This is a genomic window from Cytobacillus firmus, from assembly GCF_023715565.1.
Lineage (GTDB): Bacteria > Bacillota > Bacilli > Bacillales > Cytobacillaceae > Cytobacillus > Cytobacillus firmus_C.
This window is the reverse complement of the sequence record NZ_JAMBOJ010000034.1, coordinates 21,897-48,084: the sequence shown is the minus strand read 5'-3', so window position 1 is coordinate 48,084 and position 26,188 is coordinate 21,897. Positions and strand designations below refer to the sequence as shown.

Genomic DNA, 26,188 nt, shown 5'->3' with positions numbered 1-26,188 from the left:
GGAAATTCACTGCCAAAAAATAAGAATTTAAAGAATTAATACCCTGAAATAAGAGAAAGGTGAATTTGAGCGCACTCAAATTCACCTTTCTTACTATCTGAAGCTAGTTTTGTCCCAGCCCCTTCCTATTTCTGCTTAGTGAGTGGGTGCTCCTCTTTTGCCTATGCCGTGACCGCCTTTCATCATTGTCTTGATATAAGGGATGGCAAATCTGTCAATTCCCCAGTAGTAAGCACCCGCGCCTGTAAATAGAAGGATGATTGCTGCCGTATACAGTATTGGGTTAGTGCTTGTTGTTCCTGCTAATAAGAAGTTTAAATTCATGAAAGCTGCTGCAATTAAAGCCGGTATGGTCGCAGCTCCAAGTATAAGTCCAACTCCCACAAGAACTTCGCCCCATGCCACTAGAGTGCTGAATAAATCCGCGTTTGGCAGTGCTACATTTTCAAGGAACCCCGCATACCAGCCCTGCACTGCCGGATGATCGCCAGCTGCTTTAGCAATGGCCCCCTGCATGAATCCGCCTGCATCAAATCCATCTGCTACCTTATGCCATCCTGCTTCAAGCCATTGTATACCAAGCCAGACTCTTAATACTGTCCAAACAACTGCTGCCTGAGGTGTTCTCCACCATTTCATTATAATCATCTCCAAGTTGTTATTGTGAATAGTTTCACATAATATCTTAAATTTTTTCCCTCTTGGGGATTAATAAGCCGGCCAGCTCTTAGAAGGAAAGGATGATGTAGTGAAGTTTTTTATAAATTGTTTTGTGAAATTCTTCACTAACTTTCCTCACTTATAATATACTCCATCCCTCCCTTTTTCGCAATACACTTCACCAATTATTCACAATTATTGGGCTATCCTAAACAAACTGTTTTCAACCTGCCAAAGCGGGAATAGTAAGAGAGTACTTTGTGAATTTATTGCTGTATTAAAGGAGGACCTTTGACATATGCTTGAAAACTTACTGAAAGATCTTATTTCCATTGACAGCTCTACAAAGGATGGAGCAAACCAGGCCATTGAATATTGCCATCAATGGCTGTCGGGACATGAACTCCCTTCTGAAATCGTCGAAAATAATGGCTATAGAATGGTTGTCTGTGAAATTGGAAGCGGTGATCAGACCATTATTTTTAACGGACATGTGGATGTTGTTTCAGGAAAGGATGAACAGTTCATTCCTGTAGAAGTCCGCGATAAGATCTATGGACGTGGAGCTGCAGATATGAAGGCCGGGGTTGCTGCTATGATGTGTGCGGTAAAAGAGCTCAAAAATATGCCTATTGGCATAAAAATTCAGCTTCAAATTGTTTCAGATGAAGAAATTGGCGGCTTTAATTGTTCCGGGTATCTGGCAGAACAGGGATATCGCGGCGATTTTGTTATTTGCTCTGAACCTACTCAACTTGGGATTGCGCTCGAAGCAAAAGGCGTTATCAGGCTGGACATTGAGATAGAAGGAGACCCAGCACACGGCAGCCGTCCATGGGAAGGAGTCAATGCCATCGAAAAGGCTTTTGAAGTGCATCAAAAACTATTAAAATTGCCTTTTGCAAAGGAATCATCTGAATTTTACCCATCCCCTTCGATAAACCTTGCAAAAATAACCGGTGGGGATGTTTATAACAAGGTGCCTGAAAAATGTTTAATGTCGTATGATATCCGTTATTTGCCGCACCAGAACCATGAAGAGATCATCAAGCAAATCGAAGGTATCACAGATGGGGAAATTATCATGAATATGTTCTCAAATCCGCTTGTGACAGCAAGAGACAATCCTTTCATCCTAATGCTTGAACCTATTGTGGAAAAGCATACTGAAGATAAAGCTGTTTTCTTTGGACAGCATGGTTCTGCGGATACTGTGTTCTTTGCCAATTACGGGATACCGGCCATCGAATTTGGACCTAGCGGCATGAACTGGCACGGTGATAAGGAATACGTTCTGCCGCATTCCATACATTTATATGAAAAAATGCTGATCGACTTTGCTATGAAGTTTTCAAATTAGTAGGCTATATTAATGCGGATAGTCTCATGGGATGATAAAAATCGGAATACACGATTGATTAAAGAGAAATAGATGGCCGCTATATTGATAACGCAATAAACTTTTTCCACATTAAAGATGTAGTGCCCATTTCTGATACCCAGCAGAGAAAAAATGTCATTTAAGAGATAGCAAAAAGGCGGATTTGATCGTAATCAGGTCCGCCTTTTGTGTTGGGATTACTATTAATTTCAAGCATTTGCCCCTGCTGCCGCTTTACCATGCAGCCGATAATAAAAGCCCTCCTGTTCAAGCAGTGATTTATGTGTTCCTTCCTCAATAATCCTTCCCTCCTCCAGAACAAAAATCTTATCTGCATTTTGAATAGTGTTCAAACGATGGGCAATCACAAAGCTGGTTCTTCCTTTCATCAGCTCCTGAAGGGCATCCTGAATTTTCAGCTCTGTCACTGTATCAATGCTGCTTGTGGCTTCATCCAGAATTAATATGTCCGGATTGGCCAGAAAGGCACGTGCAATGGAAAGAAGCTGCTTTTGCCCCTGGCTGATGCCATTTCCGTCCTGGCTCAGCACTGTATCATACTGTTGCGGAAGTTTCATGATAAATGAATGGGCATTGGCAAGCTTAGCCGACTCAATCACTTCTTCATCCGAAGCTTCCAGCCTGCCGTAGCGGATATTTTCGCGGACAGTGCCGCGGAATAGAAATGAATCCTGCAGGACAAATCCCATATGCTTTCTAAGGCTTTCTTTTTTCACATTGGCGATATCCTCACCGTCAATTAAAATACAGCCTGAATCCCGTTCATAAAAGCGGGACAGCAAATTGATCATGGTAGTCTTCCCCGCACCTGTCGGACCCACGAAGGCAGCGGTCTGGCCAGCTTTGACATGAAGATTTACGTTTCTTACCGTATTTCCGTCTTCTTCATACGAAAAAGAAACATCCCGGAATTCAACTTCGCCTTTCATTCCGGCAAGCTCTTTCAGCTGCTCTTCATTTTGGAATTCTTCATCCTCATCCAAGATGTAAAAGACCCGCTCTGCTCCTGCAAGTGCAGATAGAAGTGTGTTAAATTGGTTTGCCAGGTCATTAAGCGGACGTGTAAATTGCCGGGAATACTCCGTGAATACGACAATCACACCGATTGAGATCATCCCATTCAGGGCAAAAATGCCCCCTACCCCGGCGATAACGGCAAAGCTCAAGTTGTTCAGGACATTCATCAGCTTCGGGATAAACCCGGAATAGGTTTGAGCCCAAAACCCTGCCAGCTTAAGTTTTTCTCCTTTTTCCCGGAACTCGGCCATCACTTTCTGTTCTTGAGAGAAAGTCTTGATGATCCTCTGTCCGGATATGGTTTCTTCAATAAAACCGTTAAGCTCCCCAAGATTCTTCTGCTGCTCTTTGAACAGCCTTCCTGTCCGTGCTGTAATCCATTTCATTCCAAAGAACATCAGCGGCACAATGATCAGGGTAATGAGCGTCAGCAAAGGACTTAGCCAAAGCATGACGGAGACAGTGCCAATCAAGGTCAGCAGGCTGGAAAAGACCTGGATCACCGAACTGTTCAGAGTCGAGCTGACATTTTCAATATCGTTTGTGACCCTGCTCATCAGTTCGCCCTGCTGCCGCTTGTCAAAAAACGGAATAGGCAGCCTGTGCAATTGGCCGAAAAGCTTCGTTCTCATCGTAAAAACCGTTTCCTGTGCGATGCCGATCATCCAATAATTCTGAAACCAAAGGGCAAGTGAGTGCATTACATAAATGACTCCAAGCCAGATTAGCAGAGCGATAAACCCAGCGCTGTTCTTTGTGACAATGTAATCGTCAATAGCCATTCCGACTAAATAGGGACCAAGCAGCCCCATCGCCGAGCTGATGACCACCATGACTAAAACGAGAAATAATAATCCCTTATTATAGGCTAAATAGGACCAGAGTCTTTTTAGTGTGGCCCCCATATTTTCAGACTTTGGCTTTTTTCCTTTTGAAATTTCGCCATTCAGCTCAACCGGAATTTTTTTATGCTGGAAAGGTTCTTTAATCTGCTTAAGCATAGTTTCTGTTCTCCTCTCCAGACTGGGATTGGAAAATCCGTTTATACAATCCGGATGATTTAAGAAGAGTCTCATGGTCTCCCTCAGCAAGAAGCACTCCATCCTCAAGCAACAGGATTCTGTCCGCTTCCATTGCTGTGCTGATTTTCTGTGTAATAATCAATGTAGTACAGGTATACTCTTTCAATGAATTCAGAAGTTTTGCTTCTGTTTTCATATCCAGTGCACTTGTACTGTCATCAAGAAGAAGGATTTTTGGCTTACGCACAAGCGCCCTAGCAATGGAAAGGCGCTGTTTTTGCCCGCCGGATAAGTTAACACCCTTTTGCCCCACTCTTGTTTCATACCCCTGCGGAAGCTTCAAAATGGTTTCATGTATCTGCGCATTGACAGCTGATTCAGTGATTTCCTTCATCGTTGCATCTTCTTTTCCCCATGATATGTTTTCTCTCACACTGCCTGTAAAGAGCAGGGCTTCCTGAGGAACAAAGCCGATTTTCCTGCGGAGGTTCTCCATTTTCAATTCCCTGACATCCCGCCCGTCAATTTCAACCTTCCCGCCTGTTACATCATAAAGGCGGGGGATAAGCTGGAATAAAGAGGTCTTCCCGGAGCCTGTTGCACCCATTATTGCCACTGTTTCCCCGGGTTGGATGATAAAGCTGATGCCATCGAGTACCTTCTCTGAAGTGCCGGGATATTTAAAAGATACATCTTTAAAGTGAATTTCCCCCCGGCTCACTGTTAAGTCCTTCCTATCATGAGATCCTTGACGGTCAGTCAGATCCACGTCAGTGTCCAGTACCTCTGTTACACGTTTTGCAGAGGCCCTTGCCCTGGAAAAAGCCATGATAATCCAGGAAAAAATGGAGAAGGCGGCCGTTATTCTGGTTGCATAGTTCACAATCGCAACCACCTCTCCTACCTTTACATCCCCTGCATTTACCTGTATGCTGCCAAACCAAAGTACTCCAAGAATACTAAGGTTCATAATGAAAAGCAGAACAGGCATGGTCACTTCCATCAGGCGCAATGCTTTAACGGTTCCATCTCTGAGATCCTCATTTGTGCGTGTGAAACGTTCCACTTCATGATTTCTGCGGACAAACGCTTTAATGAGCCTGATCCCCGTCAGGTTCTCCTGCATGACACTGTTCACAGAGTCCAGCTTTTCCTGTACTGCCTTAAAAAGCGCTCCGCCTTTTCCCATGACCCAAAACAGAAACAGAAAAAGGAATGGGGCCACAGCTGATAAGATAAGAGCAAGCTTTACGTCCACCACAAATGCCATGATAAGGCCGCCGATAATTAAAAGTGGTGCTCTCATCATGATTCGAAGACTCATAAAAACAGTATTTTGAAGCTGCGTAACATCATTGGTCATACGGGTAATTAATGAAGAGATCGGAAAAAGATTAAAGTTGGCAAAGGAGAAGGATTGAACCTTGTCATATAAGCTTTTCCTTACATCAAAACCGAAGTTCTGGCTGACATGGGCAGCATAAAAGGAATTAATGACTCCAGCCGCAAATGCCGCAAAAGAAGCAGCCAGCATGATCCCTCCCCACTTCAGGATCTCTTGAAGATCATTCTGCAGGATACCTTCATCTATAATTTTCGCCATTAATAATGGCTGAATAAGCTCAACAGCAAGCTCAGTCAGCATTAATAGCAGAGCTATAGCCACCGCTATCCGGTAAGGCTTAAGAAGTGCCAATATTTTTGCCATTTATAGTCCCCCAAGCTGTAATTGCAGTTAATATATGTATAATCATTCTCGTAAAATCCTTCGTTAAACTAACTAACCCTATCATTATCATAATCTTTTTTACGGAATTTTTAAATAATTCCATTAAAAAAATCTAAAAAACACCTGGATCACACCAGGCGTCTATTCTTTCTTATATACTGGGCCAATCAGCTCAATCCTGTTTGTCCAGATGCCTCCTGAATAGCCATCAGGGAGCCGTTTCAGGTCTTTCGGTCTGTCGAAGCCTTCCGACCAGCTGCCATCCCCTGCAACCACAATGACTCTTGTGCCTGCTTCATCCATTCGGTTCAGGAATTTATTTGGCCATCCCCACAATAGTTTTGTATACGATTCTGGAATATGAACCTGTGTGTTTTTGCAGGCATTTGGCATATAGCCTGTCCACCCTGCTCCTATATATGGCAGGAGGCACTCTTTCAATGTTGCCTTTGACATTACCCTCATTCCTGGCATTTCTTCCTTCAGTGCGGCTATTGGATTGTCTCCTCCATATACAGATATTTTCTCCAATCTGTCAGCTGGAAACATCGACAGGTATTTAGCAAGCATGACTCCTTCCTCAGGGTCATTGCTTTTAATATGGATTAAGAGATCTCCTTTCGGGAACTCTTCCATGACTTCATCCAGACTTGGCATCATACCGATTCCTTTACTACGGAACGGATGGGTTTTACCATGATCGGCTGTATAGCCGTATCCAATGTCCAGCTTTTTTAATTCCTCCATTGTATACTCTCTCGTATTGCCTTTTGCATTTGTCCGGCAATCCAGCGTCCAATCATGGAAGACCGCAAATTGTCCATCCTTTGTAAGCTGTATATCCAGTTCAACTACATCTGCACCTGCCTCAAAAGCTGCTTTCATGGAAGGAATCGTATTCTCAAGAAAGTTATGTTCAGGCTCGTAAATCCTTTCTGCGGTACATGTCTCCCCTGTGATCCCTTCCATATGAAAGGACTGTGCCATTCCTCTATGTGCAAGAAGCAGCGGATCATTATTTCTTTCTTTTGTAAACAGGGAGGTATTGTTTAAAAACATAAATACAACGAGAACTAATAAAACAATAATTAGCCGTTTAAAGATCTTCATAAACTTTTTCATGCGTCCTCCGAAATTTTATCCAAATAATTTTTTCTCACTAATTTTACCACAATACACCAGGCAGAAATATAAAAGGCCAAATCATAAGATTTGGCCTTTTAGGGTTAACTTGATTTCCGTCCCAGGTATGCTTCCATGATACGCGGATCATTCAGAAGCTTCTGTGAGCTTCCTTCAGCAACCATTTTGCCTGTTTCCAGGACATACCCATAATGTGATATTTTCAGTGCCTGCCTTGCATTCTGTTCTACCAATAGAACAGTCGTGCCCGCTTCATTAATTTCTTTAATAATTTTAAAGATGTCAGCCACAATCAGAGGGGCCAGTCCCATTGACGGTTCATCCAGAAGAAGCAGCTTTGGTTTGCTGAGGATGGCCCGCGCAATGGCCAGCATTTGCTGCTGTCCGCCGGATAATGTTCCCCCAAGCTGTTTTTGCCTTTCTTCGAGGATAGGAAATCGCTCCATAACGCTCTTAATATCCCGCTCAATTTCATTATCCTTCCGATGGTATGCTCCCATTTCCAGGTTTTCAAGCACAGTCATTCCGGAAAGAATCTGGCGGCCTTCCGGAACAAGGGCAATCCCTTTGCGCAGCAGCTGGTCCGGGCGGAGTCCCGTTACATCTTGCCCCTGAAATTGAATGCTGCCGGATTGGGGCTTAAGCATTCCGGAAATGGTCTTCATGGTCGTTGTCTTCCCGGCACCATTTGCGCCAAGGATCGTAACAATACTGCCTTCTTCCACTTCGAGGCTGATGTTTTTAAGAACCTGGATTTTCCCGTAAAAAGCGTTAATCCCATTAACCTTAAGCATACATATCCTCCTCCTCACTGCCGAGATAGGCTTCGATGACATCAGGATTATTCTGGATTTCAGCAGGTGTGCCTTCAGCAATCTTCTTGCCGAAATTAAGGACGGCAATACGGTCGCATAATTTCATGACAAGCGGCATATCATGCTCAATCAGCAGGACCGTGATGCCCTGTTCCTGAATTCTTTTAATAAGCCGAAATAATTCGCTTGTTTCTGTTTCATTCATACCGGCTGCCGGTTCATCGAGCAGCAATAGCTTTGGAGAGCTGGCCAGCGCACGGGCAATCTCGAGCCTTCTTTGCTGGCCGTATGCGAGGCTGTCTGACACCGTTTCGGCGAAGCCGCCCAGCCCCACAAACTCTAATAGTTCATTCGCTTTGCTGCGGATTCTCTCTTCTTCCTGCCGCTGTGATTTTGTCCTGAATACACTGCTGAAGACTCCTGATTTGCTTCGGCAGTGCTCCCCAACCATCACGTTTTCTTCTGCTGTCATCTGAGGAAACAGGCGAATATTCTGGAATGTCCTGCAAATGCCTTTTTTCGTGATCAGATGCGGCTTTAAGCCATTGATATTGTCTTCATTAAAGATAATCTCGCCTGAGGTAGGAGTAAACATCGATGTAATCAGATTGAACATCGTAGTCTTTCCTGCTCCGTTCGGTCCGATCAGCCCAAAGATTTCACCCTGATTTATAGAGAACGAGACATCAGACAGGGCACTCAGCCCGCCAAAGTTTTTACATGCTTTTTTGACTTGAAGTACCATGCTTTTGCCTCCTCTTTGATGTTTTAAGCTTAACCCAGTTTAAAATATTTACATCAATTAATCCCTGTGGCCTGACTGCCATCATAATAATAATGATCAGACCGTAAATCATGTAGCGGTATTCGCTGATAAATCGGAGCACTTCCGGCATTACAGTTAAAAAGAGCGCCCCAAACACCGGTCCCCAGATGACTTCGCTTCCTCCAAAAACGGCGAAAATCAGAATCTCAACGGCACGGTGATAGGCAAAATCGGCAGGACTTATATACGCAAGAACATGGGCAAACAGTGCACCTGCAAAACCGGCTACCATGGCCCCCTGTGCAAATGCCAGGACCTTATAGTACGTGATATTGATGCCCATTGATTCTGCAGCTTTTTCATCCAGCTTAATCGCTGCGAAAGCCCGTCCTACTCTTGAGCGGTTCTGCCTTCTGAAAAATGCGATGATGCTGACTGTCACGGCTAATAAAATGAGAAAGATTGCAAGAAATACAAACTGGTTATTTTGAAGTCCAAGTACTTTCGGATCAAAGCCTAAGTCTTTTACTGTATTCAGCAGCTCCCGGCCCATATGCGGTATGCCTGATAAACCGACAGCTCCCTTTGTCATAGACTCCCAGTTTACAAAAATAACGCGGATAACCTCTCCAAACCCAAGGGTAACAATGGCTAGGTATACACCCTGAAGTCTTAATGTCGGTATCCCGATCAGGATTCCGAAAACACCTGCCAATAAAGTTCCTGCCATTATACCCACAATAATCGGAAGGTCAAAATTCAGCGTCAATAGTGCAGAGGTATAGGCACCAATCCCCATAAATCCGGCATTGGCGAGCGAAAGCTGTCCAGTTGATAGAGTAATATAAATACTAACCCCTAATATAATGTTGATTAATATAAAAGAAGCTACTTGTAAATAATATGGATTTATTAATTCTGCAAGCATGAGTTCACCTTCTTACGCTGAAATTTTTTGACCAAACAATCCCTGCGGCCTGATGAGAAGTATGATGATGATAGCCGCAAAAGCGATGGCATCCTTGTATCCTGAATCGCCGTAGACAACGACAAAGGTTTCGGCCAGACCAAGGATAAGGCCCCCAGCCATCGCTCCTTTGACATTCCCCATACCGCCAAGAATGATGATGGCAAGTCCTTTAAGCCCGATGGACAAGCCCATCTGCGGTGTAACAGAGTTAAAGGCCATTCCGACAAGGATACCGGCGATCCCTCCCATTGCCGATGCGATAATAACCGTCATTGTAATGGTTCTTTTGACATCAACACCAAGAAGACTTGCCGTTTCCAGATTTTCAGCAGTTGCTCTTAGGGCTTTTCCTGCCTTTGTTTTGCCCAGCCAAAAAGAGAGGGCATACATGAGCAGGACAGATATGACAAAGATAACAATCTGCACAAGATATACGGTTATCGAACCGATCTGGAAGCTTATTTCCGCAAAAGAAGCACGGAAAGGATGGTTGCCCGGGCCAAAAATATGGTGGGACAGGTTTTCCAGGAGGATTGATACACCAATTGTGCTGATCAATGGCGCCAGATGAGATACCCCCTGCTTATTCCGAAGCGGTCTCAGGGCAAATCTTTCAAGCAAATATCCCATAGCTGCAGTTACCGCTACCGCTGCCAGAAAGGCCAGCCAAAGCGGCCCTTTAAATGTAGAAGTGACAACAACACCAATGAAGGCGCCGAACATAAATATCTCTCCGTGTGCCATATTGATAATCCCAAGCACCCCGAAAACCAATGTAAACCCCAGTGCAACGATAGCATAAATGCTGCCAAGGGTAATTCCGTTTATTAATTGTTCGATTAACACGGCATTCACCTGCTTACTCGTAATTTTCTTAAAAGTAAGCTCTGGCACTGAAGGCGCCAGAGCTTCACTTTTGCTGCTTCTTTAATTAAATTCCTTAAATGCTCCGCCTTCAATAATCAGGACGGTCGGATCCATTACGACATCTCCTTCTTCATCGAAAGAGAACTCTCCAAGAATTCCATTAAATCCTTTTACCTCTGCCAGGGCATCCCGAAGTGCATCACGGTCAGCTTCACCGGCATTCTTTAATGCCTCAGCCATGATGTACAGAGCATCGTAGGCCTGCGCTGCAAACTGATCCGGTTTTTTGCCGTATTCCTTTTCGTATTTGCTTACAAATTCCTTGACCTTATCATCTTCTTTTTCGCCATACCATGGAGTTGCCACAATCAGGCCATTTGCTGCATCCCCTGCAATATTGATGACCTCAGGAGAATTGAATCCGTTTCCACCAACAAACGGAACATCAATGCCCATTTTTCTGGCCTGATCCATGATGACCGCCCCTTCATTGTACAGAGCTGAAGCCAGGATAAGGTCGGGCTTTAAACCTTTAATCTTTGTCAGCTGCGCATTATAATCTGATTGGCCTTTTTGGAACGTTTCAGTCGTTAAGATTTCAAGTCCCTTCTCTTCCGCTGCTTTTTTCATTGTGTCATAACCCGATTTGGTAAAAACATCATCATTTCCATATAGAATTGCTACTTTTTTTGCATCATATTTTTTAATGGCTTTATCTATTGCAGCCGGAATCGCCAATGCTTCAGGCAGCGAGTTGCGGAAGACATAATCCCCAATTTGCGGAATCCCTTCTGCCGTTGTTGAAGTTCCCATGATCGGCACTCCGTTCAGATCGGCTTCAGGACCTACTACATTCATTTCAGTACTTAAGGTAGGCCCGATAATGCCTGTAACATTCTCCGAATTCATTAGCTTTTGAGCTGCTGTCAATGCTTGATCCTGCTTGCCGGCAGAATCCTCAACTACAAGGTTTATCTTGACTTCACCCTTGCCATTGATTTCTTCCAGTGCAAGCTTTAAGCCATTTGTAATAGCTTCACCATATGCTGCTCCCGGTCCGCTAATATAAGAAATAACTCCTATATCCGCTTTAACAACACCTCCGCTGCTTTCCCCATCCTCATCCCCTGCAGCCTGATTGCCGCCGCATGCAGAAAGGACAAGCAAACTGGACAGTGCTGTAAATTGTGCGAATTTCTTCAACTGCTTTTTCATTTCCTTTTTACCCCCATTTTTCTGAAATAAATAAATATTCAAAACTATATTACTATTTAAATACAAATGCTTGTCATTGTAAACAATAATTAATATAGAAACTTCTTACATACTAAATTGGAGTGAAATATGGAAAATAGAGCCTTTCATTGTCTTCTGTCAACAATAGAAATAAAGAATCTTTGTTTTTTATGAACATTGTCGTAACTTGTCACAGAATTGTAAGATTAATTTAAAGATAGACCCAATGGAGGTGCCGAAAAAAATGGAAGCGATTACAAGAGATTTTTTCCTATATTTATCTAAAAATGGCTTACTGAACAAAATCGCCCAGAACAGAGGCGGAAGCTTTGCTGCAGGAAAATTAATTGGCGGGGTTGATTTCAAAAGCAGCGTCCGCTTTATCAGAGATCTAAATAACCAGGGACTTTCTGTAACAGTGGACCATTTGGGGGAATTTGTTGACTCCGTAGAAGTCGCGAATGAACGGACTGAAGAATGTATTTCAACTATAGAAATGATCAGTAAAGAAGGACTGGATTCACAAGTATCTTTAAAGATGACTTCTCTTGGCCTGGATATTGATCATGACCTTGTTGTGAAAAACATGACTAGAATTCTTGATACTGCTGAAAAGCATAAGATCATGGTGACCATCGATATGGAGGATGTTCCGCGCTGCCAGGCTACGATCGATTTGTTTAGACAGTTTAAAGAGAAATACAGCTTTGTAAGCACGGTTCTGCAGGCTTACCTTTACAGGACTGAAAAGGATCTCGCGGATCTCGGGAAATACCAGCCATTTTTAAGACTGGTAAAAGGCGCTTATAAAGAAGCACCGGAGCATGCATTTCCTGAAAAGTCAGATGTTGATGAAAACTATAAGAAATTGATAGAACAAAGTCTCCTAAACGGAAACTATACCGCAATAGCTTCCCACGATGATCAAATCATCGAGTTCACAAAAAAATTAGCGAAGAAGCATAACATTTCAAACGATCGTTTTGAGTTTCAAATGCTTTATGGCATGAGGAACAAAACACAGCTGGAACTTGCAAAGCAAGGCTATAGGATGCGCGTTTATGTACCATACGGCATGGACTGGTACGGCTATTTCATGAGAAGGCTTGCTGAACGGCCTGCTAATATTGCATTTGCTTTTAAGGGTATTTTCAAAAAATAATATTTTTCTTCCAAAATAAAATAATCAATTCTTGATTTCTAGGTATTGAGAAAGCAAACCACGGCTTTCTCACCACTTATTTTATCTAAATATTTTGTTAAACCAGAAAAAGGAGGATAACAAATGGATTATGCATTAATTATATCTATTACCGTGTATATGATTGGAATGCTTTTGATTGGCTATTACGCCTATAAGCGTACATCAAATCTAAATGATTACATGCTGGGCGGAAGAACACTGGGCCCTGCAGTTACTGCGTTAAGTGCCGGAGCATCCGATATGAGCGGCTGGCTTCTCATGGGTCTGCCAGGCGCCATGTATGCCACTGGATTAAGTGCTTCCTGGATTGCAATTGGCCTGACATTGGGAGCCTGGGCGAACTGGCTTTACGTTGCACCGAGGCTTCGCTCTTATACGGAGGTAGCCAATGATTCGATCACAATTCCAGGTTATTTAGAAAACCGCTTCGGCGACTCTTCCAAAATCCTGCGCCTGATTTCCGGATTAGTTATTTTAATTTTCTTTACATTCTATGTTTCATCAGGGATGGTTTCCGGAGGAGTATTATTCCAAAGCACATTTGGCCTTGATTACCATACAGGCTTATGGATTATTACAGGAGTGGTTGTAGCTTATACACTGTTTGGAGGATTCCTGGCAGTCAGCTGGACAGATTTTGTTCAAGGTCTGATTATGTTTATTGCATTAATACTGGTTCCAATAGTTACCTTAATGCATGTTGGCGGATTTGGACCTGCCATTGATACCGCCAGAAGCATCGATCCTTCATTGCTTAATATTTTTACAGGAACAAGCTTGCTGGGTATAATCTCGTTATTCGCATGGGGACTTGGTTATTTTGGACAGCCTCATATTGTTGTCCGCTTTATGGCTATCACATCCGTCAAAGAAATCAAAAAAGCAACTCGCATTGGTATGGGGTGGATGATCTTTTCAGTAATTGGTGCGATGCTGACAGGCTTTATTGGAATTTCCTATATCCATGATTCAGGTACTGCAATCGAGGATCCTGAAACGATTTTCATCCTGCTCGGGGAAGTTTTATTCCATCCGATTATTACCGGGTTTTTAATCTCAGCAATTCTGGCAGCCATCATGAGTACAATTTCATCACAGCTGCTTGTTACATCCAGCTCTTTGACGGAAGATTTATACAAAACCTTCTTCCGCCGTTCTGCCTCAGACAAAGAGCTAGTTACTATTGGAAGATTATCTGTATTGCTCGTTTCTCTTATTGCATTGTTTATTTCATGGGAAAAGAACGAAACGATATTAAGCCTGGTTGGTTATGCATGGGCAGGCTTTGGATCTTCGTTCGGCCCGCTTATTATCCTTAGTCTTTATTGGAAGCGCATGACAAGATGGGGAGCTTTAGCCGGAATGATTGTTGGGGCCAGCACTGTCATCATTTGGTCTCAAGCCGGATTATCAGATTTCCTTTATGAAATGATTCCAGGTTTTGCTGCCAGCTTAATCGCTATCATAGTGGTCAGCCTTCTAACTGCTAAGCCATCAGCAGAAATCGAACAACAATTTACAGATTTTGAAAAGTCCTTAAAATAATCTAAACTTATCAGGACCGGGCTAAGAAAATGCCCGGTCCTATTTCTTTCGACAAAATTCGGGTGGTGCCTGTCACCGTTTTTCACTATAATAAGGACAGCAATAAATTGGAGGGAGCTTAATGAGCCAGCCGCTGGAGAAAATTCTTACTTTGACTGATATTGATGAGATCACAGAAATGGTCAGCACTTTTTTGAAGAAGCCTGTTGTCATTGAGGATGAGCAATTCTCACTGCTGGCTTATAGCTCGTATTATATTGAACATTTTGATTTGGCAAACCAGCAGACTATTTTTTCGAAAAGATGGCCCATTCCCATTTTGGAGAAGTTTATGGATGAAGGCATTGTTGATCAATTAAAGACCATCTCTGAACCATTCAGAATAAAGAAAATGGACGAAATCGGCCTTAACCAGCGAGCAGTTGTAAGCGCTAAATATAAAGAACAGATACTTGGATTTATTTGGGTTCAGGAATTGGACGGCTGTCTGTCCGATAGCGATATGGAATTTCTTCATGACGTTTCCTTCCATATTGGAAAGCTATTATATCAGGAAAACCTGAAAAAGCAGCGCAAAGAAGAAGAAAAACATCAATTTTATCAAAGAATTATTGATCGAACGTTTCAGACGGAGGATCAGATTAAGTGGGAAGCAGCCAATGTTAAAATCATCCTCCCGGAGGCCTTTATCATCAATGTATTTACGGTCGTCCAGGGGGATGAAGAGATGTTTGCGGAATTAACTGAAACCGTTCGGCTGTTCGCAAATGCTCTCAGCCATCCAGCTCATATCTTTACGAATCAGCATGAGATCATCGTTATGATCGGCAGCAGCTCCCCTGCCCCCGGCAGCCTTTCAGAAGACGCACATGAATTAACCAATACCGTTCTAAGCCAATTCAGGCAGCTGACTGTTTATGCGGGGATCGGAGGAGAATATTCCTCCATCCTAAAACTTCCCAAAAGCTATAGAGAGGCCCTTGAAGTTATTAAAGCTGCCAAATTCATTGGCTCACCTGAAGAACTGCCTTATGAATATAAAAAGCTTTGGGTGTTCCGTTACCTGGAACCAATCGCCCAGCATAACAGCAAGACAAACTATGTAAGTGAAGACCTGATGAAGCTGCAGAAAAAAGACATGGAGAGCCAAACCAGCCTTTTGAAGACGCTTGAGGTCTATTTATTGAACAACTGCCGCCTCAAGCCGACTGCGGAACAGCTTTTCATCCATACCAATACATTAAAATACCGGATGAAACAAATTACTGATCTGACCTCAATCGACTTTGATGACTTTAACACAAGATGCCAGCTGTATATTGATTTACAGCTGCTTAAGCGGAGGAAATAAAATCGCGGGGAGGACAAAGCTCCCCAAAAGAAATGCCTGTCCCCTTTCCAGGGAGCAGGCATTTTATTGTTCGTCTTTTTCGGGCTTGAATAAAAAATAGGAGATCACACCTGATAATAGTGCAGCACCGGCTGCTATCATCAAGCGAACCATCAGGTCTATCTGCTGATAATCCTTATTCAGCATCCACATGGCAGCCCCTGCTACAAGTATCATAATGGGAATGACAATAAGCTTTCTATTTTTCAAGATTTCTTACATCCTTTCGTGCTCGTGATAGTCATATCTATTATATAAAAATTATACAAAAATAGATAATAGCATCCACTTCTGTAAACCCTCCCAATTTTCTTAATTATTAAACCTTATTTTTTTCCTCTCATTCCCTTTACAAAGGGGCTTGATGGGCTTTATAATCCCGTTGTTCCACTTTTTACGGAATCCGAAAAAATACTATAAAAAAGGAGGTTGCGGCGATGCGGCAAAAACTATTTTCTTTTATGATGATCAACCTGGGAGCTTTCCTGGTTTCTATAAATGTTCATTTTTTCTTGTCCCCCAATAATTTAGCAACAGGAGGGGTCAGCGGATTGTCGATTATCATGAATGATTTATTTCCAGATTTCTCGATTGGTACATTCATGATTCTTGTCAATTTGATATTGTTTGCAGTTGGGTTTGCTTTTCTTGGATCTGGTTTTGGGGCAAAAACCATTTATGCAAGCTTTGCCTTGTCCTTTTATGTGTGGGCGCTTGAGAAGTTCGCCCCGATGGCCCATCCGCTTAGTGATGACTTGCTTATTCAGCTTATTATCGGGCAATGCATCGCCGCAACCGGCATGGCCATTGTGTTTAACCAGCAGGCATCCACCGGTGGGACAGACATCATCGCTATGATTTTTAATAAATATTTAAATATTGAAGTTGGCAGAGGTGTGCTTCTGGCTGATTTATCCATTGCTCTGTCTTCCGCCATTCTATTTGGTCCGCAAGTCGGCATGTATGCCTTTTTTGGAGTCATTATTAATGGATTAGTGATTGATTATGCACTTCAGCAATTCAATTCAAACAAGGAAATTGTGATTATCAGCCACCACAGTGATGAAATTAAAACCTATATTGTTCATGAACTTGGGAAGGGTGCAACCATTCACACGGCAACAGGTGCATTCACTTCAGATAAGAAAGAAGTCATTACCACTATCCTGTGCAGAAAAGATTTTACAAAGCTGAAAGGCTACATCACCCAGGTTGATAATAAAGCATTTATCACTGTTCATACCATGAATGAAATACTCGGCCAAAATTTTAAACGGCTCGCATAATTGGCAAAGCTCTATCCTCAATGGATGGAGCTTTATTTTGAATAAACCTCTTTTGCAGTATTCTGACTCATACCTATTAGCACATGGTTTTCATTGTAGACATTATGGAAGTAGGACTATGGTTCTTATGGGAAGCGGAACGCCAAACGCGCGCAGCTGAAGAAAGAAAATTGAACAAATGGGAGCCCGGTCCTGAATGGTCCGGGTTTTTATAAGAAATAGGATTTACCAATATCCCCTTTTTCTGACATAAAAACAGGACTATCGTGTTATTTTGAGGTTATCATTCGAAATCCCCCGGCAATAAAGGTATAATTTAGTTTGGTAAAAAAATAGATACCGAGAAAAAAAGTGTTTACATAAGGGAGGATTTTAGGATGGGATGGGTAATTGCCATATTATTTGGTTCAGCAGTCGTGCTGCTCATTTTATCGTTTTTAAAAACGGCGCAGTCGAAATCAAATATTGAGCAGCAAATTGATCAGGTTACTTTTACACTAAAGAATGAAATTCATGAGCTTCAGCAGCAAATCAGAAATATTGAATTGGACGCAGAGATTACGGCTAAGCAATCAGGAGCTATGAGCGGGTCATCAGAAGAAAGATTGCTGCTTCGCGAAGTACTGGATATGCATAAACGCGGATATTCCAATGAAAGCATTGCAGTAAAAAAACAGCTTACGCCTAACGAAGTTGATCTGATGCTCTTGCCCTATTCAGCGAACAAGGATGAAAGGAGCATGGTTGCCCAATGACACCAAATTCCTTGCGCAGTTTTGCAGCGGGCCTTTTAGCGGCTGCCATTTTGACAGGAAGCGTTTACCTATTTGGACCTTCTGAAGCCAAAAGCTCTGAAAAACCAGCGGATAAAACAGAGAAAACCGAAAAGCTGTCAGATGAAGAAATGATTGACCTGCTGGCATCCAAAGGCTACGTCATCAACACAGAAGATGAATGGAGCAAGCAGCTTGCTGCTGCCGCAAAGTCCAGCGAGAAAAAAGAGGACAAAGCAGACAAGAAGGCTGATGACAAAACCGGCGAAAAAGTTGTTTACCGGACTATTTTAACCGTATCAATGGGAATGACCAGCATTGATGTTGGGAACGCGCTTGAAAAAGCCCATATTATTGAAAGCGGCATCCAGTTCTATAAAGATGTAGAAAAACGCGGTCTTGAGAATGATCTGCGTCCTGGCACGTTTGAAATAGAAAGCGGAATGACGACGGACGAAATCATTTCCGTTATATTTAAGTAAGTTAAAGCTCCTTTTCGGCTTGAAAAGGAGCTTTTTTTCTATATTTCAATCGCAAAATGTTTGATTTGGCCGCACAGGAATCTTTCTGTGCGCATAACGCCAATTTATGTGCGGATAAGATTTTTTATGTGCGGATCCTATAAATTTATGTGCGGATAAAATATTATGTGCGCTCCAAAACAGACACTGCTTACTCTTTCAAAAATCCGCGGATAGCTTCTGCCAGTTCTTCCGGTGCTTCGTACATGCTCATGTGCCCCGCATCATCAATGGTTACCTGATTGATGTTAGATCCTTTGACTGCAAATGATTTTTCTGGAGGGACAACCTCGTCCTGTTCTCCAGCGACAATTAATACTGGCAGCTCCGTATTTTTTAAGACTTGACTGCGGTCACCGCGCAGTTTCATCGCTTTCAGGGCAGCCTTTGCACCTTCAGCACTTGTTCGATAGCCAATTTCTTTTGCGAGTTGAATTTCTTCGGGATGTTTCTCCCCTGGTGCAAAAAGCTTCGGCACAAGTCCATCTATAAATGATTCCATTCCCTCTTTATCAATTTTACCTGCAGCAACATCCCTTCCCTTCTTCCCTTCTTCGGAATCCGGGCTGGCTGTTGAATGGATAAGGGAAAAGGATTTCAGCTTGTCCTCGTATTCTTCAGCAAATGCAAGGGTTACATAGCCGCCCAATGAATGGCCGAAAAGAGATACCTTTTCAAGACCCAGCTCATCTATAGCCCCTTTGATCGATTCTGCCATCCCTTCAATCGAGGGTTCGCCTTCTGGCAGCCCTGAACCTCCATGCCCCGGAAGATCGGCCGCAATGACGCGGTAGTCCTCTGCCAATAATGGAATCACTTTTGCCCAATAATCTTTGCTGCCGCAAAATCCATGAAGTAATACAAGCGGCTCTCCCTGACCTTCATCATAGTATGAAATAGATGTTCCATTTACCTCTTTTATTTTTGCATCCATTTAGAAACCCTCCTTTAGTTTGCAAGCAAATCCTGATATTCGCTTTTTCTGTCAAAAGCAGCCTTGGCATATGAGCAGGCAGGAATGATCTTATATCCCTTGCTGCGCGCCTCCTGTACAACGCTTTCCAGAAGCTTTCCTGCAATGCCCTGACCGCGCAGGGAGTCACTTACATATGTATGGTCTATCATGATGACAGAATCATCGCTTGGTGTATAGGTGATCTCGGCAATCATATTCCCTTTTTCATCATTCATAAAGAACCGGCCATTTTCTTTTTGTATAATTAAACTCATTTTCTGCCTCCTGCATTTTAGATTTACTCTATACGATTGTTTTCCCTTCTTGCTGATGGGGCTAAACATTCATTACCCTTGTAATTTCTTCACACAACACACGTGCATGGATATGTATGGGATATTTTGCACTATACAGCAAGGTCACATTCTGCTTTTCTGCCATTTTCGCCAGTTCCTCAGTTTTGCGTTTTTTCACTTCCTGTGAACGCAGTTCTGCCAGATATTTTCCCTGGAATTTTGCAGAAAGCTCTGACTTATGATTAATTGCTCTTCGAAATTCACTTCTCGGTGAAGCGGCCTTTTCCCCATGCCGATATCTGGCTTTTCTTTTCACTCCGCGTGGCCACTGTCAAATCAATACACCTAACCATCTTCCATATCATATGAACCATAAATCCGTTTAACATAAATCCCGCTAAAGACGAGTCACCCCTTGAAAGCTAATAATAAACCAGAAAAAAAAGCAAACCCCGTACACGTTTGCTTCTGAAAATCTGGTTTCATTACTGTATTCATAGTCTGCCCCTTTGATGTATGTAATAGACTAACAGTGGTAGTTAGACTTTTGGGGAGACTCATTGCTATATTGCTTTTTTTTCAAAAAATTCCTTTTATTTCGCATAAAATGCATCCAATCTACAAGCTTTACAATAAAAATGATACAAATCAAAGTAAGGAAAGCAATGTCATACATGCCCACCCCGATGGTTAACCCTACCATAGCAGTTGCCCACAATTGCGCTGCTGAGGTGAGCCCGACTTTTTTTCCTAAATCAGTAGTATAAACAATTCCTGCTCCAATAAACCCGATGCCAGAAACAACTTGAGCAGCAATCCGTGTTGGATCATTAACTATGCTAATTTGTTCATTATAGGTGTGCTGGCTGACTATATAATCGAGACTAAAAATGGACACAACCATAATAAGGGTTGAACCCAAACTTATTAAACTATACGTCCTAATTCCAGCCGGCTTTCCTTTGCTGGACCGCTCATATCCAATAATTGCTCCCATGATCATGGAGAGGAAGATGCGCAGATAAATTTCAGGATTCACGGTAAAAAAATGATTGGCAAACCAGTTAATCACATTCATTCCCCTCCTTAGAGTTTCACTCCGCTTCCTTCACTCCAGAAGATTCATAAAATCGGTCTGGCCACTCCATTTTAGGATGAAAATTATAATGCAGAGCATTCGTACCTATTGCTGCATTAACCCATCTTGTCTTAAACATGAGCGGCTTTCTTTGCAGCCATTCCAACGGATCAACAGGAACTGAAAAATTTATATATTCTTCAAATGTTCCTTCAAATCCAGCGGGCCAGAATCTTTTCAAAGGATGGTCAGGAACCCTGCCTCCCGTTTTAACCTGAGTGAAGGTTTCTCTAAGCCACTGCTTGATAGGGATTCCTGTCAACGGTTCATTCATTTCTTGCCACCCGCATAGCAATGATCCATGTTTTCCCCATTCAATTCGAATGACAGGTCTATGGCAGTTGCTTTTTGCTTCTTCTACAGCTGGTTCAGATTCGATCACACGTGCATGAAACCAGCACATTACCTTCACTATTTCTTCCTTTAAGGGATCGTATTGCACCCAAACCTCTTCATGATCACAAGGTTCATAGTCATCTGGAAAGTCATAATCATCTTCCCAAAACAAGTGATAACCAATCAAAGGTTTGCTGGGATGATGAATAGCTGCCACATCCTTAAGAGGGAAACATTCATTAGGAGTTACAAGCAGGTTTGGACAAAACTTTTGTATAAATCGCTTTTCTTCTTTAGATATTGACTGGAGCGGGTCTATCTCCAGTACTTTACGGTACAGGTCCCCCGCTTTTCTCAAATGTCCATCTAAATGGTGATATTCAGCAAGGTGAGATAAATGAACTGGATTCTCTGGATCTGCTAGATTTAGCTGCTCTAGTTGAGAAATGGCCAGTTGGTAAAAACCATTATTAGTCACTTTTCCCTCTTGTAAATATTTAATAATATCTTTATTTCTTTTCTCATATTCAAATAAGAAAGTATCTATCATCGCATTTCTCCATTAGTTTGACCTACCTTATTTCGCCTCTTAAGTTAACAAGTGCCTCTACTTCATTAGTAGTAATGGAATGTACACCGCTCCTTAAAAACTGGTCCATTGCTGGAATATCATCAATAGTCCAGACTAAAACTGGCAAACATCTTAAAGAAGCAACTTCCACTAACATGTTTGAACAGAACTTATAATTAATATTGATCCCGCAACACGATGCACCAATTGCATCTTGACAGGTTTGTTTCACAAAAGCTTCATAATCATTTTGATTAGAGATAAATAATTGAGCACTTGAATTCAGCAATACTTGATAGGACGGATAATATCCTTTAATATATGTGGCCCTTTCTTTTTCACATCCGGAAATGATTACCTCATCACGCATCCGATGCTTTTCTATGACAGCAATCATCGCATCTACTGCATGATCTGTTTTGACATCCAGGTTAATAATTTTATGATGCTCCCGGATAAGCGGTAAAATTTCTTCTAGCCGAACGATCTCTCCCTTTTTATCAATCGCTTTCAGTTCATCAAAGGTGATCGCTCCAATTCGGACATTGCCAGAAATTCCAGGTATAAATTCATCATGGACTAAAACAGGGATTCCATCTTTCGTAGAATTTACATCAGCTTCAATTATTTCCGCACCGGCTTTTATGCCTTCCAGCACAGACAAAACAGAATTTGGCCTTGTATTCATACATCCCGTATGGGCTGTTATCAATGGCTTTCTCATACAGCTCTCCTATCTTTAACCTTGAATCACTTCTATTAGCTCTTCATGAATTTTAGCATTGCTCGCAACTAAAGAGTCAAGATGAAGCTGATAAGGCTGACCATATTTGTCTGTCACAAAGCCTCCAGCCTCACTTAAAATTAATACTCCTGCAGCAGCATCCCACGGATTGAGACCTTCATGCCAAAAACCGGTCAGCCTTCCTGCCGCTGTCCAGCACAGGTCTAAGCTTGCTGAACCGATAATCCGAACATTTCTTCCTTTTCCTGCCAACTGATTAATCTGTCTTACTGCACGTGAATCAGGTTTCCAGTCATTGGCCTGAAATCCGGTAGCAAGCACTGAATCAATTAATTTTGTTTCTTTGCCTACATGAATAGACTGTCCATTCAAGAAAGCACCAAAGGACTTTCTTGCTGTAAAAAGTTCCCCTGTAACCGGATTATAAACGACACCAATAACAGGCTGGCCATTCTTTACAATCCCTATAGAAACTGAGAAGTGGGGAATGCCATGTATAAAATTTGTGGTACCGTCAATTGGGTCAATAATCCATCCGTATTCTCCAAATTTGGATTTTAACGCATCATAGGCGTTTTTCTGCCCGGTCTCTTCCTCTGATAGTATCCAATGATCAGGATATCTCTGCATAATTTTGGACTTCAAAAAATCTTCACTTTTACGATCAACTTCTGTAACAAGATCATATGAATTTTTCTTTTGTTCAATCTGGCCCATGCTTTCAGTATGATTCAGAATCAGCTTGCCAGCCTCTTTGGCATATTCCACTGCAGATATACACAACACTTCTTCCAGCTCTGTTTGCATTCTCTCTTCCATCACTTCATTCCTTTTCATAATCTATGAATTTATGACAAGTTTATTATCTTGTCCTTCTCCTATTGTTTCTGCTGTAAGGTTTTCTCCTGACTCACAATCGAACAAGTGAATAGATGAGATGGATGCAGTTAATGTGATTTTGCTGCCCCTCTCAATTTTCTGAAGCGGGTCCGCGAAAAACCGAATTCGATCATCTCCTACTTTTACATTTACCATTTTAGAATGTCCAGTGGGCTCGACTAGGCTAACTACACCATCAAGAGTGATATCACCCTTTTGCCCTAATTTTAAGTCATAAGGACGAATCCCTGCATAAATGTCTTTAATAGAATTATGGGATTTAATTTTCGGCAAATGATTATTCAAATCAACAGTCGTATCATTGATATAAAACTGGCACTTCCCATCTTTTACTGCTAATTGGGATTTCAGGAAATTCATCGGCGGATTTCCTATAAACTGAGCAACAAAATAATTTTTGGGACGGTTATACAGTTCCATGGGAGAACTGTACTGTATTAGCTCTCCCTCTTTCATGATTGCCACTCGGTCAGCCGTAGTCATAGCCTCCTCCTGATCATGTGTAACCATGATCGCCGTAATACCTAATTCCTTTTGTATTCTGGAAATCTCCTCCCGCATTTCTATTTTAAGTCTTGCATCCAGATTAGACATGGGCTCATCAAGGAGCAGCACCTTTGGTTTCTTAACAATAGCCCGCGCTAATGCCACCCGCTGCTGCTGGCCGCCGGACAATTGGCTTGGCTTGCGATCTAAGAGATGTCCAAGGTGTACCATATCCGCAGCATTTTTTGCCCGCTCGTATCGCTCCTCCTTTGGCACCTTCTGCTGCTTTAATGGAAAAGCTATATTATCCAGTACTGTCATATGAGGATATAATGCATAACTTTGGAATACCATTCCAATATTTCGATCCTTCGGCTCCAAGTCATTAACCAATTGCCCGTCAAAGTATAAATTGCCGCTCGTAGGCTTATAGATTCCTGCAATCATCAGCATCGTTGTCGACTTTCCGCATCCGCTCGGTCCAACAAGAGCCACAAATTCGCCATCATTTATTGTCATATCCAGGTTATTGATTGTATTGGACTGCTTATTGAACGTTTTACAAATATTTTTAAGTTCAATTTTCATACACCCTTGCCTCCTCCAGCACTCACTTGCATCAACGATTTTTGCGTAAAGATAAAGAAAATTAAAACTGGAATCATATAAAACAGAGAAACGGCACTCAAAAGACCATAATTCACTAAATTTGGGTCACTTATCAATTTCTGCAGATACGTGGATAAGGTGATATTGTCATCACTGAGTACAAAAGTATACAATAATAAGAATTCAGACCAGCCTGCCAAAAAAGAAAAAATGGAGACTGCTGCTATGCCAGGCTTGATAATAGGAATAACAATTGTGTACCAAACTTTAAATCGGTTACACCCATCTATTAATCCTGCCCACTCTAAATCCCAAGGCACATCATCAAAAAATCCTTTAATAATCCAAGCAGTCATCGGAATCTGCAAGGCAGTCTTGACCAGAATGACTCCAAGGAGAGAGTCGAAAAGACCCATAAAGTTTAAAATGAAAAATACGGCAATCAGCAGTGCTACACTAGGAAATGCGTGCAGCATCATTGTCATTTTCATAATCCCTTGACGGCCTGGGAATTCCATACGGGAGAGCGCATATCCTGCCATCACTCCGATGATAACCTCAAGGACTGTCAGAACCCCAGCAAATACAAATGAATTCCAGGTAGCTGTCCAAATACTGGGATAGACTGAACCGACCATTTCCACGTTCGTCCATAAGAATCTCCAATTCTCCAGCGTAAACTCAACAGGAATTACCCCGTGTTTCATCTGTGTAGAAAAGGAGCTCATAAGCAGCCATAGATACATTAATATAATAGGAAGCGTAGTAATTCCTAAAGTTCCATAAGCTATAATATAGGGGATTCGTGCATTCCATTTCGAAACTGTTTTAATTTTGGGAGCCTCCATTTTCGGCTCATAGATTCCCTCCATATCAAAACTCCTTTCTATTCAACTCTGGATGTACCCATCATCTTTTTCATTCCAAACACTTTCCAAATAATAGCGCTAAATCCTAATGCAATGACCACCAGTACAAGAGATACAGCAGACCCATATCCATACTCAAAGCTTTCAAACGCTTTATGGTATGAATACAATGAAAGCACTTCACTTTCGACCATTGGCCCCCCGCCGGTTAACAGCAGGATATATTCATAAGAAGTTAAGAGGGATAAGAGTTGCCACATTGTTACAAACATAAGCGGCCAGCGTATTGCTGGAATAATAATATCCTGTATGATAGACCATTGAGATGCTCCATCAACTTTAGCCGCCTGAAATAAATTTTCGGGAATGGATTTGATTGCTGATGAGAAAATAATCATTCCGAAAGAGGCTCCAATCATTCCATTAGCTAGTACAATTGCCGTTTTTGGATTGCTGGAGAGCCATTCTCCAGGAGGAAGATCCACTAATGCACGCAAGCTATTTAAGATTCCATATGGGCTAGGGTCAAAAAACCAAAGCCAAAGAAGAACATATACAACTGGTGGAGATATCCGCGGAAGCATCCAGATTGTCCGAAATAAGAGACCGACGCTTTCCTTTTGAATAAAATATGAAGTTAATAGCCCTAAAACTAATCCGAATAGAACATTGATAGCAAGTGTGAAAAATACATAGATAAAGGTATTTTTCAATATTTCTGGCATATTTGGATCCAAAAGCATTTTTTTAAAGTTATCGATTCCATTGAATGTCCACTGGAGTGCTGAATCCATATCTGTAAAAGCATTTACTGCGATAAGAATTATAGGCAGAAAAAAGAAAATGACGATTAGAATAAGAAAAGGGGCAAGCATCAGCCATGGCAGACTGTGTTTTCGCATCCCATTAATTAAAAATTTTGACTTTTTCATTTACT

The 26,188-nt window shown here is 42.0% G+C and carries 28 protein-coding genes; 8 read left to right on the top strand and 20 right to left on the bottom strand.

Translation table 11 applies throughout. The features are described 5' to 3' along the window. Positions 1–135: 135 nt before the first annotated feature. On the bottom strand, positions 136–639 hold the full coding sequence (locus tag M3205_RS14800) for a DoxX family protein (protein ID WP_251170619.1): 504 nt from the start codon (positions 637–639) through the stop codon (positions 136–138). Positions 640–958: 319 nt separating this feature from the next. On the opposite strand from M3205_RS14800, the gene M3205_RS14795 reads away from it, so the two are divergent. Further along, positions 959–2,020 carry a M20 family metallopeptidase gene (locus M3205_RS14795; RefSeq protein WP_251170618.1) on the top strand — a complete coding sequence of 354 codons (1,062 nt, stop codon included), beginning with the start codon at positions 959–961 and terminating at the stop codon, positions 2,018–2,020. 230 nt (positions 2,021–2,250) lie between these two features. Here the strand turns inward: M3205_RS14795 and M3205_RS14790 are convergent, their stop codons facing one another. From M3205_RS14790 to M3205_RS14755, 8 genes are all read right to left on the bottom strand, one after another. Further along, positions 2,251–4,080 carry an ABC transporter ATP-binding protein gene (locus tag M3205_RS14790; protein WP_251170617.1) on the bottom strand — a complete coding sequence of 610 codons (1,830 nt, stop codon included), beginning with the start codon at positions 4,078–4,080 and terminating at the stop codon, positions 2,251–2,253. Further along, positions 4,073–5,809: an ABC transporter ATP-binding protein gene (locus M3205_RS14785; protein WP_251170616.1), complete on the bottom strand. Its 1,737-nt coding sequence runs from the start codon at positions 5,807–5,809 to the stop codon at positions 4,073–4,075. The genes M3205_RS14790 and M3205_RS14785 overlap by 8 nt, the downstream gene beginning before the upstream one ends. A gap of 162 nt (positions 5,810–5,971) precedes the next feature. Continuing rightward, positions 5,972–6,952, bottom strand: coding sequence for a glycerophosphodiester phosphodiesterase family protein (locus M3205_RS14780; protein WP_251170615.1), 981 nt, complete (start codon positions 6,950–6,952; stop codon positions 5,972–5,974). A 104-nt stretch (positions 6,953–7,056) separates the two neighbouring features. Next, positions 7,057–7,767 carry an ABC transporter ATP-binding protein gene (locus tag M3205_RS14775; protein ID WP_251170614.1) on the bottom strand — a complete coding sequence of 237 codons (711 nt, stop codon included), beginning with the start codon at positions 7,765–7,767 and terminating at the stop codon, positions 7,057–7,059. Continuing rightward, positions 7,760–8,533, bottom strand: coding sequence for an ABC transporter ATP-binding protein (locus tag M3205_RS14770; RefSeq protein WP_251170613.1), 774 nt, complete (start codon positions 8,531–8,533; stop codon positions 7,760–7,762). Before M3205_RS14770 ends, M3205_RS14775 begins: the two co-directional genes overlap by 8 nt. After that, positions 8,505–9,482, bottom strand: coding sequence for a branched-chain amino acid ABC transporter permease (locus tag M3205_RS14765; RefSeq protein ID WP_251170612.1), 978 nt, complete (start codon positions 9,480–9,482; stop codon positions 8,505–8,507). The genes M3205_RS14770 and M3205_RS14765 overlap by 29 nt, the downstream gene beginning before the upstream one ends. Before the next feature lie 12 nt (positions 9,483–9,494). Next, entirely contained in the window at positions 9,495–10,370 is an 876-nt protein-coding gene (locus tag M3205_RS14760; RefSeq protein ID WP_251170623.1) for a branched-chain amino acid ABC transporter permease, read from the bottom strand. 81 nt (positions 10,371–10,451) lie between these two features. After that, the gene (locus M3205_RS14755) at positions 10,452–11,606 is read right to left on the bottom strand and encodes an ABC transporter substrate-binding protein (RefSeq protein ID WP_251170611.1); all 1,155 of its coding nucleotides are present in this window, start codon (positions 11,604–11,606) and stop codon (positions 10,452–10,454) included. A 265-nt stretch (positions 11,607–11,871) separates the two neighbouring features. Between M3205_RS14755 and M3205_RS14750 the strand changes: the two genes are divergently transcribed. The 3 genes from M3205_RS14750 (at position 11,872) to M3205_RS14740 (ending at position 15,727) form a co-directional block, all read left to right on the top strand. Further along, positions 11,872–12,789, top strand: coding sequence for a proline dehydrogenase family protein (locus M3205_RS14750; protein WP_251170622.1), 918 nt, complete (start codon positions 11,872–11,874; stop codon positions 12,787–12,789). A 123-nt stretch (positions 12,790–12,912) separates the two neighbouring features. Further along, positions 12,913–14,376 (top strand): sodium/proline symporter PutP, encoded by a 1,464-nt coding sequence (gene putP / locus M3205_RS14745; protein ID WP_251170610.1) that lies wholly within the window; start codon positions 12,913–12,915, stop codon positions 14,374–14,376. Positions 14,377–14,497: 121 nt separating this feature from the next. Next, positions 14,498–15,727 carry a PucR family transcriptional regulator gene (locus tag M3205_RS14740; protein WP_251170609.1) on the top strand — a complete coding sequence of 410 codons (1,230 nt, stop codon included), beginning with the start codon at positions 14,498–14,500 and terminating at the stop codon, positions 15,725–15,727. A gap of 63 nt (positions 15,728–15,790) precedes the next feature. Here M3205_RS14740 and M3205_RS14735 read toward each other — a convergent pair whose 3' ends face one another. Continuing rightward, on the bottom strand, positions 15,791–15,976 hold the full coding sequence (locus tag M3205_RS14735) for a histidine kinase (RefSeq protein ID WP_251170608.1): 186 nt from the start codon (positions 15,974–15,976) through the stop codon (positions 15,791–15,793). 227 nt (positions 15,977–16,203) lie between these two features. On the opposite strand from M3205_RS14735, the gene M3205_RS14730 reads away from it, so the two are divergent. The 4 genes from M3205_RS14730 to M3205_RS14720 all read left to right on the top strand — a co-directional run bounded on the left by M3205_RS14730 (position 16,204) and on the right by M3205_RS14720 (position 18,307). Next, positions 16,204–17,052: a YitT family protein gene (locus tag M3205_RS14730; RefSeq protein ID WP_251170607.1), complete on the top strand. Its 849-nt coding sequence runs from the start codon at positions 16,204–16,206 to the stop codon at positions 17,050–17,052. An 83-nt stretch (positions 17,053–17,135) separates the two neighbouring features. Next, positions 17,136–17,267, top strand: coding sequence for a hypothetical protein (locus tag M3205_RS25645; RefSeq protein WP_285886395.1), 132 nt, complete (start codon positions 17,136–17,138; stop codon positions 17,265–17,267). Between the two features lie 162 nt (positions 17,268–17,429). Then, positions 17,430–17,807, top strand: a complete 378-nt coding sequence (locus M3205_RS14725; RefSeq protein WP_251170606.1) for a hypothetical protein — start codon at positions 17,430–17,432, stop codon at positions 17,805–17,807. Continuing rightward, positions 17,804–18,307 carry an endolytic transglycosylase MltG gene (locus M3205_RS14720; protein ID WP_251170605.1) on the top strand — a complete coding sequence of 168 codons (504 nt, stop codon included), beginning with the start codon at positions 17,804–17,806 and terminating at the stop codon, positions 18,305–18,307. The genes M3205_RS14725 and M3205_RS14720 overlap by 4 nt, the downstream gene beginning before the upstream one ends. A 190-nt stretch (positions 18,308–18,497) precedes the next feature. Here M3205_RS14720 and M3205_RS14715 read toward each other — a convergent pair whose 3' ends face one another. From M3205_RS14715 to M3205_RS14670, 10 genes are all read right to left on the bottom strand, one after another. Next, positions 18,498–19,280 (bottom strand): alpha/beta fold hydrolase, encoded by a 783-nt coding sequence (locus M3205_RS14715; protein ID WP_251170604.1) that lies wholly within the window; start codon positions 19,278–19,280, stop codon positions 18,498–18,500. Positions 19,281–19,294: 14 nt separating this feature from the next. Further along, positions 19,295–19,576: a GNAT family N-acetyltransferase gene (locus M3205_RS14710; RefSeq protein WP_251170603.1), complete on the bottom strand. Its 282-nt coding sequence runs from the start codon at positions 19,574–19,576 to the stop codon at positions 19,295–19,297. A gap of 61 nt (positions 19,577–19,637) precedes the next feature. Beyond that, a complete protein-coding gene (locus M3205_RS14705) occupies positions 19,638–19,913 on the bottom strand; it encodes a DUF488 domain-containing protein (RefSeq protein ID WP_251170602.1) in 276 nt (91 codons plus the stop codon). Positions 19,914–20,123: 210 nt separating this feature from the next. After that, entirely contained in the window at positions 20,124–20,669 is a 546-nt protein-coding gene (locus tag M3205_RS14700; protein ID WP_251170601.1) for an MgtC/SapB family protein, read from the bottom strand. A gap of 22 nt (positions 20,670–20,691) precedes the next feature. Beyond that, a complete protein-coding gene (locus M3205_RS14695) occupies positions 20,692–21,621 on the bottom strand; it encodes a tetratricopeptide repeat protein (RefSeq protein ID WP_251170600.1) in 930 nt (309 codons plus the stop codon). Between the two features lie 22 nt (positions 21,622–21,643). After that, complete coding sequence (locus tag M3205_RS14690) at positions 21,644–22,366, bottom strand: glycerophosphodiester phosphodiesterase (protein WP_251170599.1); 723 nt, start codon at positions 22,364–22,366, stop codon at positions 21,644–21,646. A 15-nt stretch (positions 22,367–22,381) separates the two neighbouring features. Then, on the bottom strand, positions 22,382–23,224 hold the full coding sequence (locus M3205_RS14685; protein WP_251170598.1) for an inositol monophosphatase family protein: 843 nt from the start codon (positions 23,222–23,224) through the stop codon (positions 22,382–22,384). Between the two features lie 3 nt (positions 23,225–23,227). Then, on the bottom strand, positions 23,228–24,361 hold the full coding sequence (locus tag M3205_RS14680) for an ABC transporter ATP-binding protein (protein WP_251170597.1): 1,134 nt from the start codon (positions 24,359–24,361) through the stop codon (positions 23,228–23,230). Next, entirely contained in the window at positions 24,358–25,230 is an 873-nt protein-coding gene (locus tag M3205_RS14675) for a carbohydrate ABC transporter permease (RefSeq protein WP_311315736.1), read from the bottom strand. The genes M3205_RS14680 and M3205_RS14675 overlap by 4 nt, the downstream gene beginning before the upstream one ends. A gap of 38 nt (positions 25,231–25,268) precedes the next feature. Further along, on the bottom strand, positions 25,269–26,183 hold the full coding sequence (locus M3205_RS14670; protein WP_251170595.1) for a carbohydrate ABC transporter permease: 915 nt from the start codon (positions 26,181–26,183) through the stop codon (positions 25,269–25,271). Between the last annotated feature and the right edge of the window lie 5 nt (positions 26,184–26,188).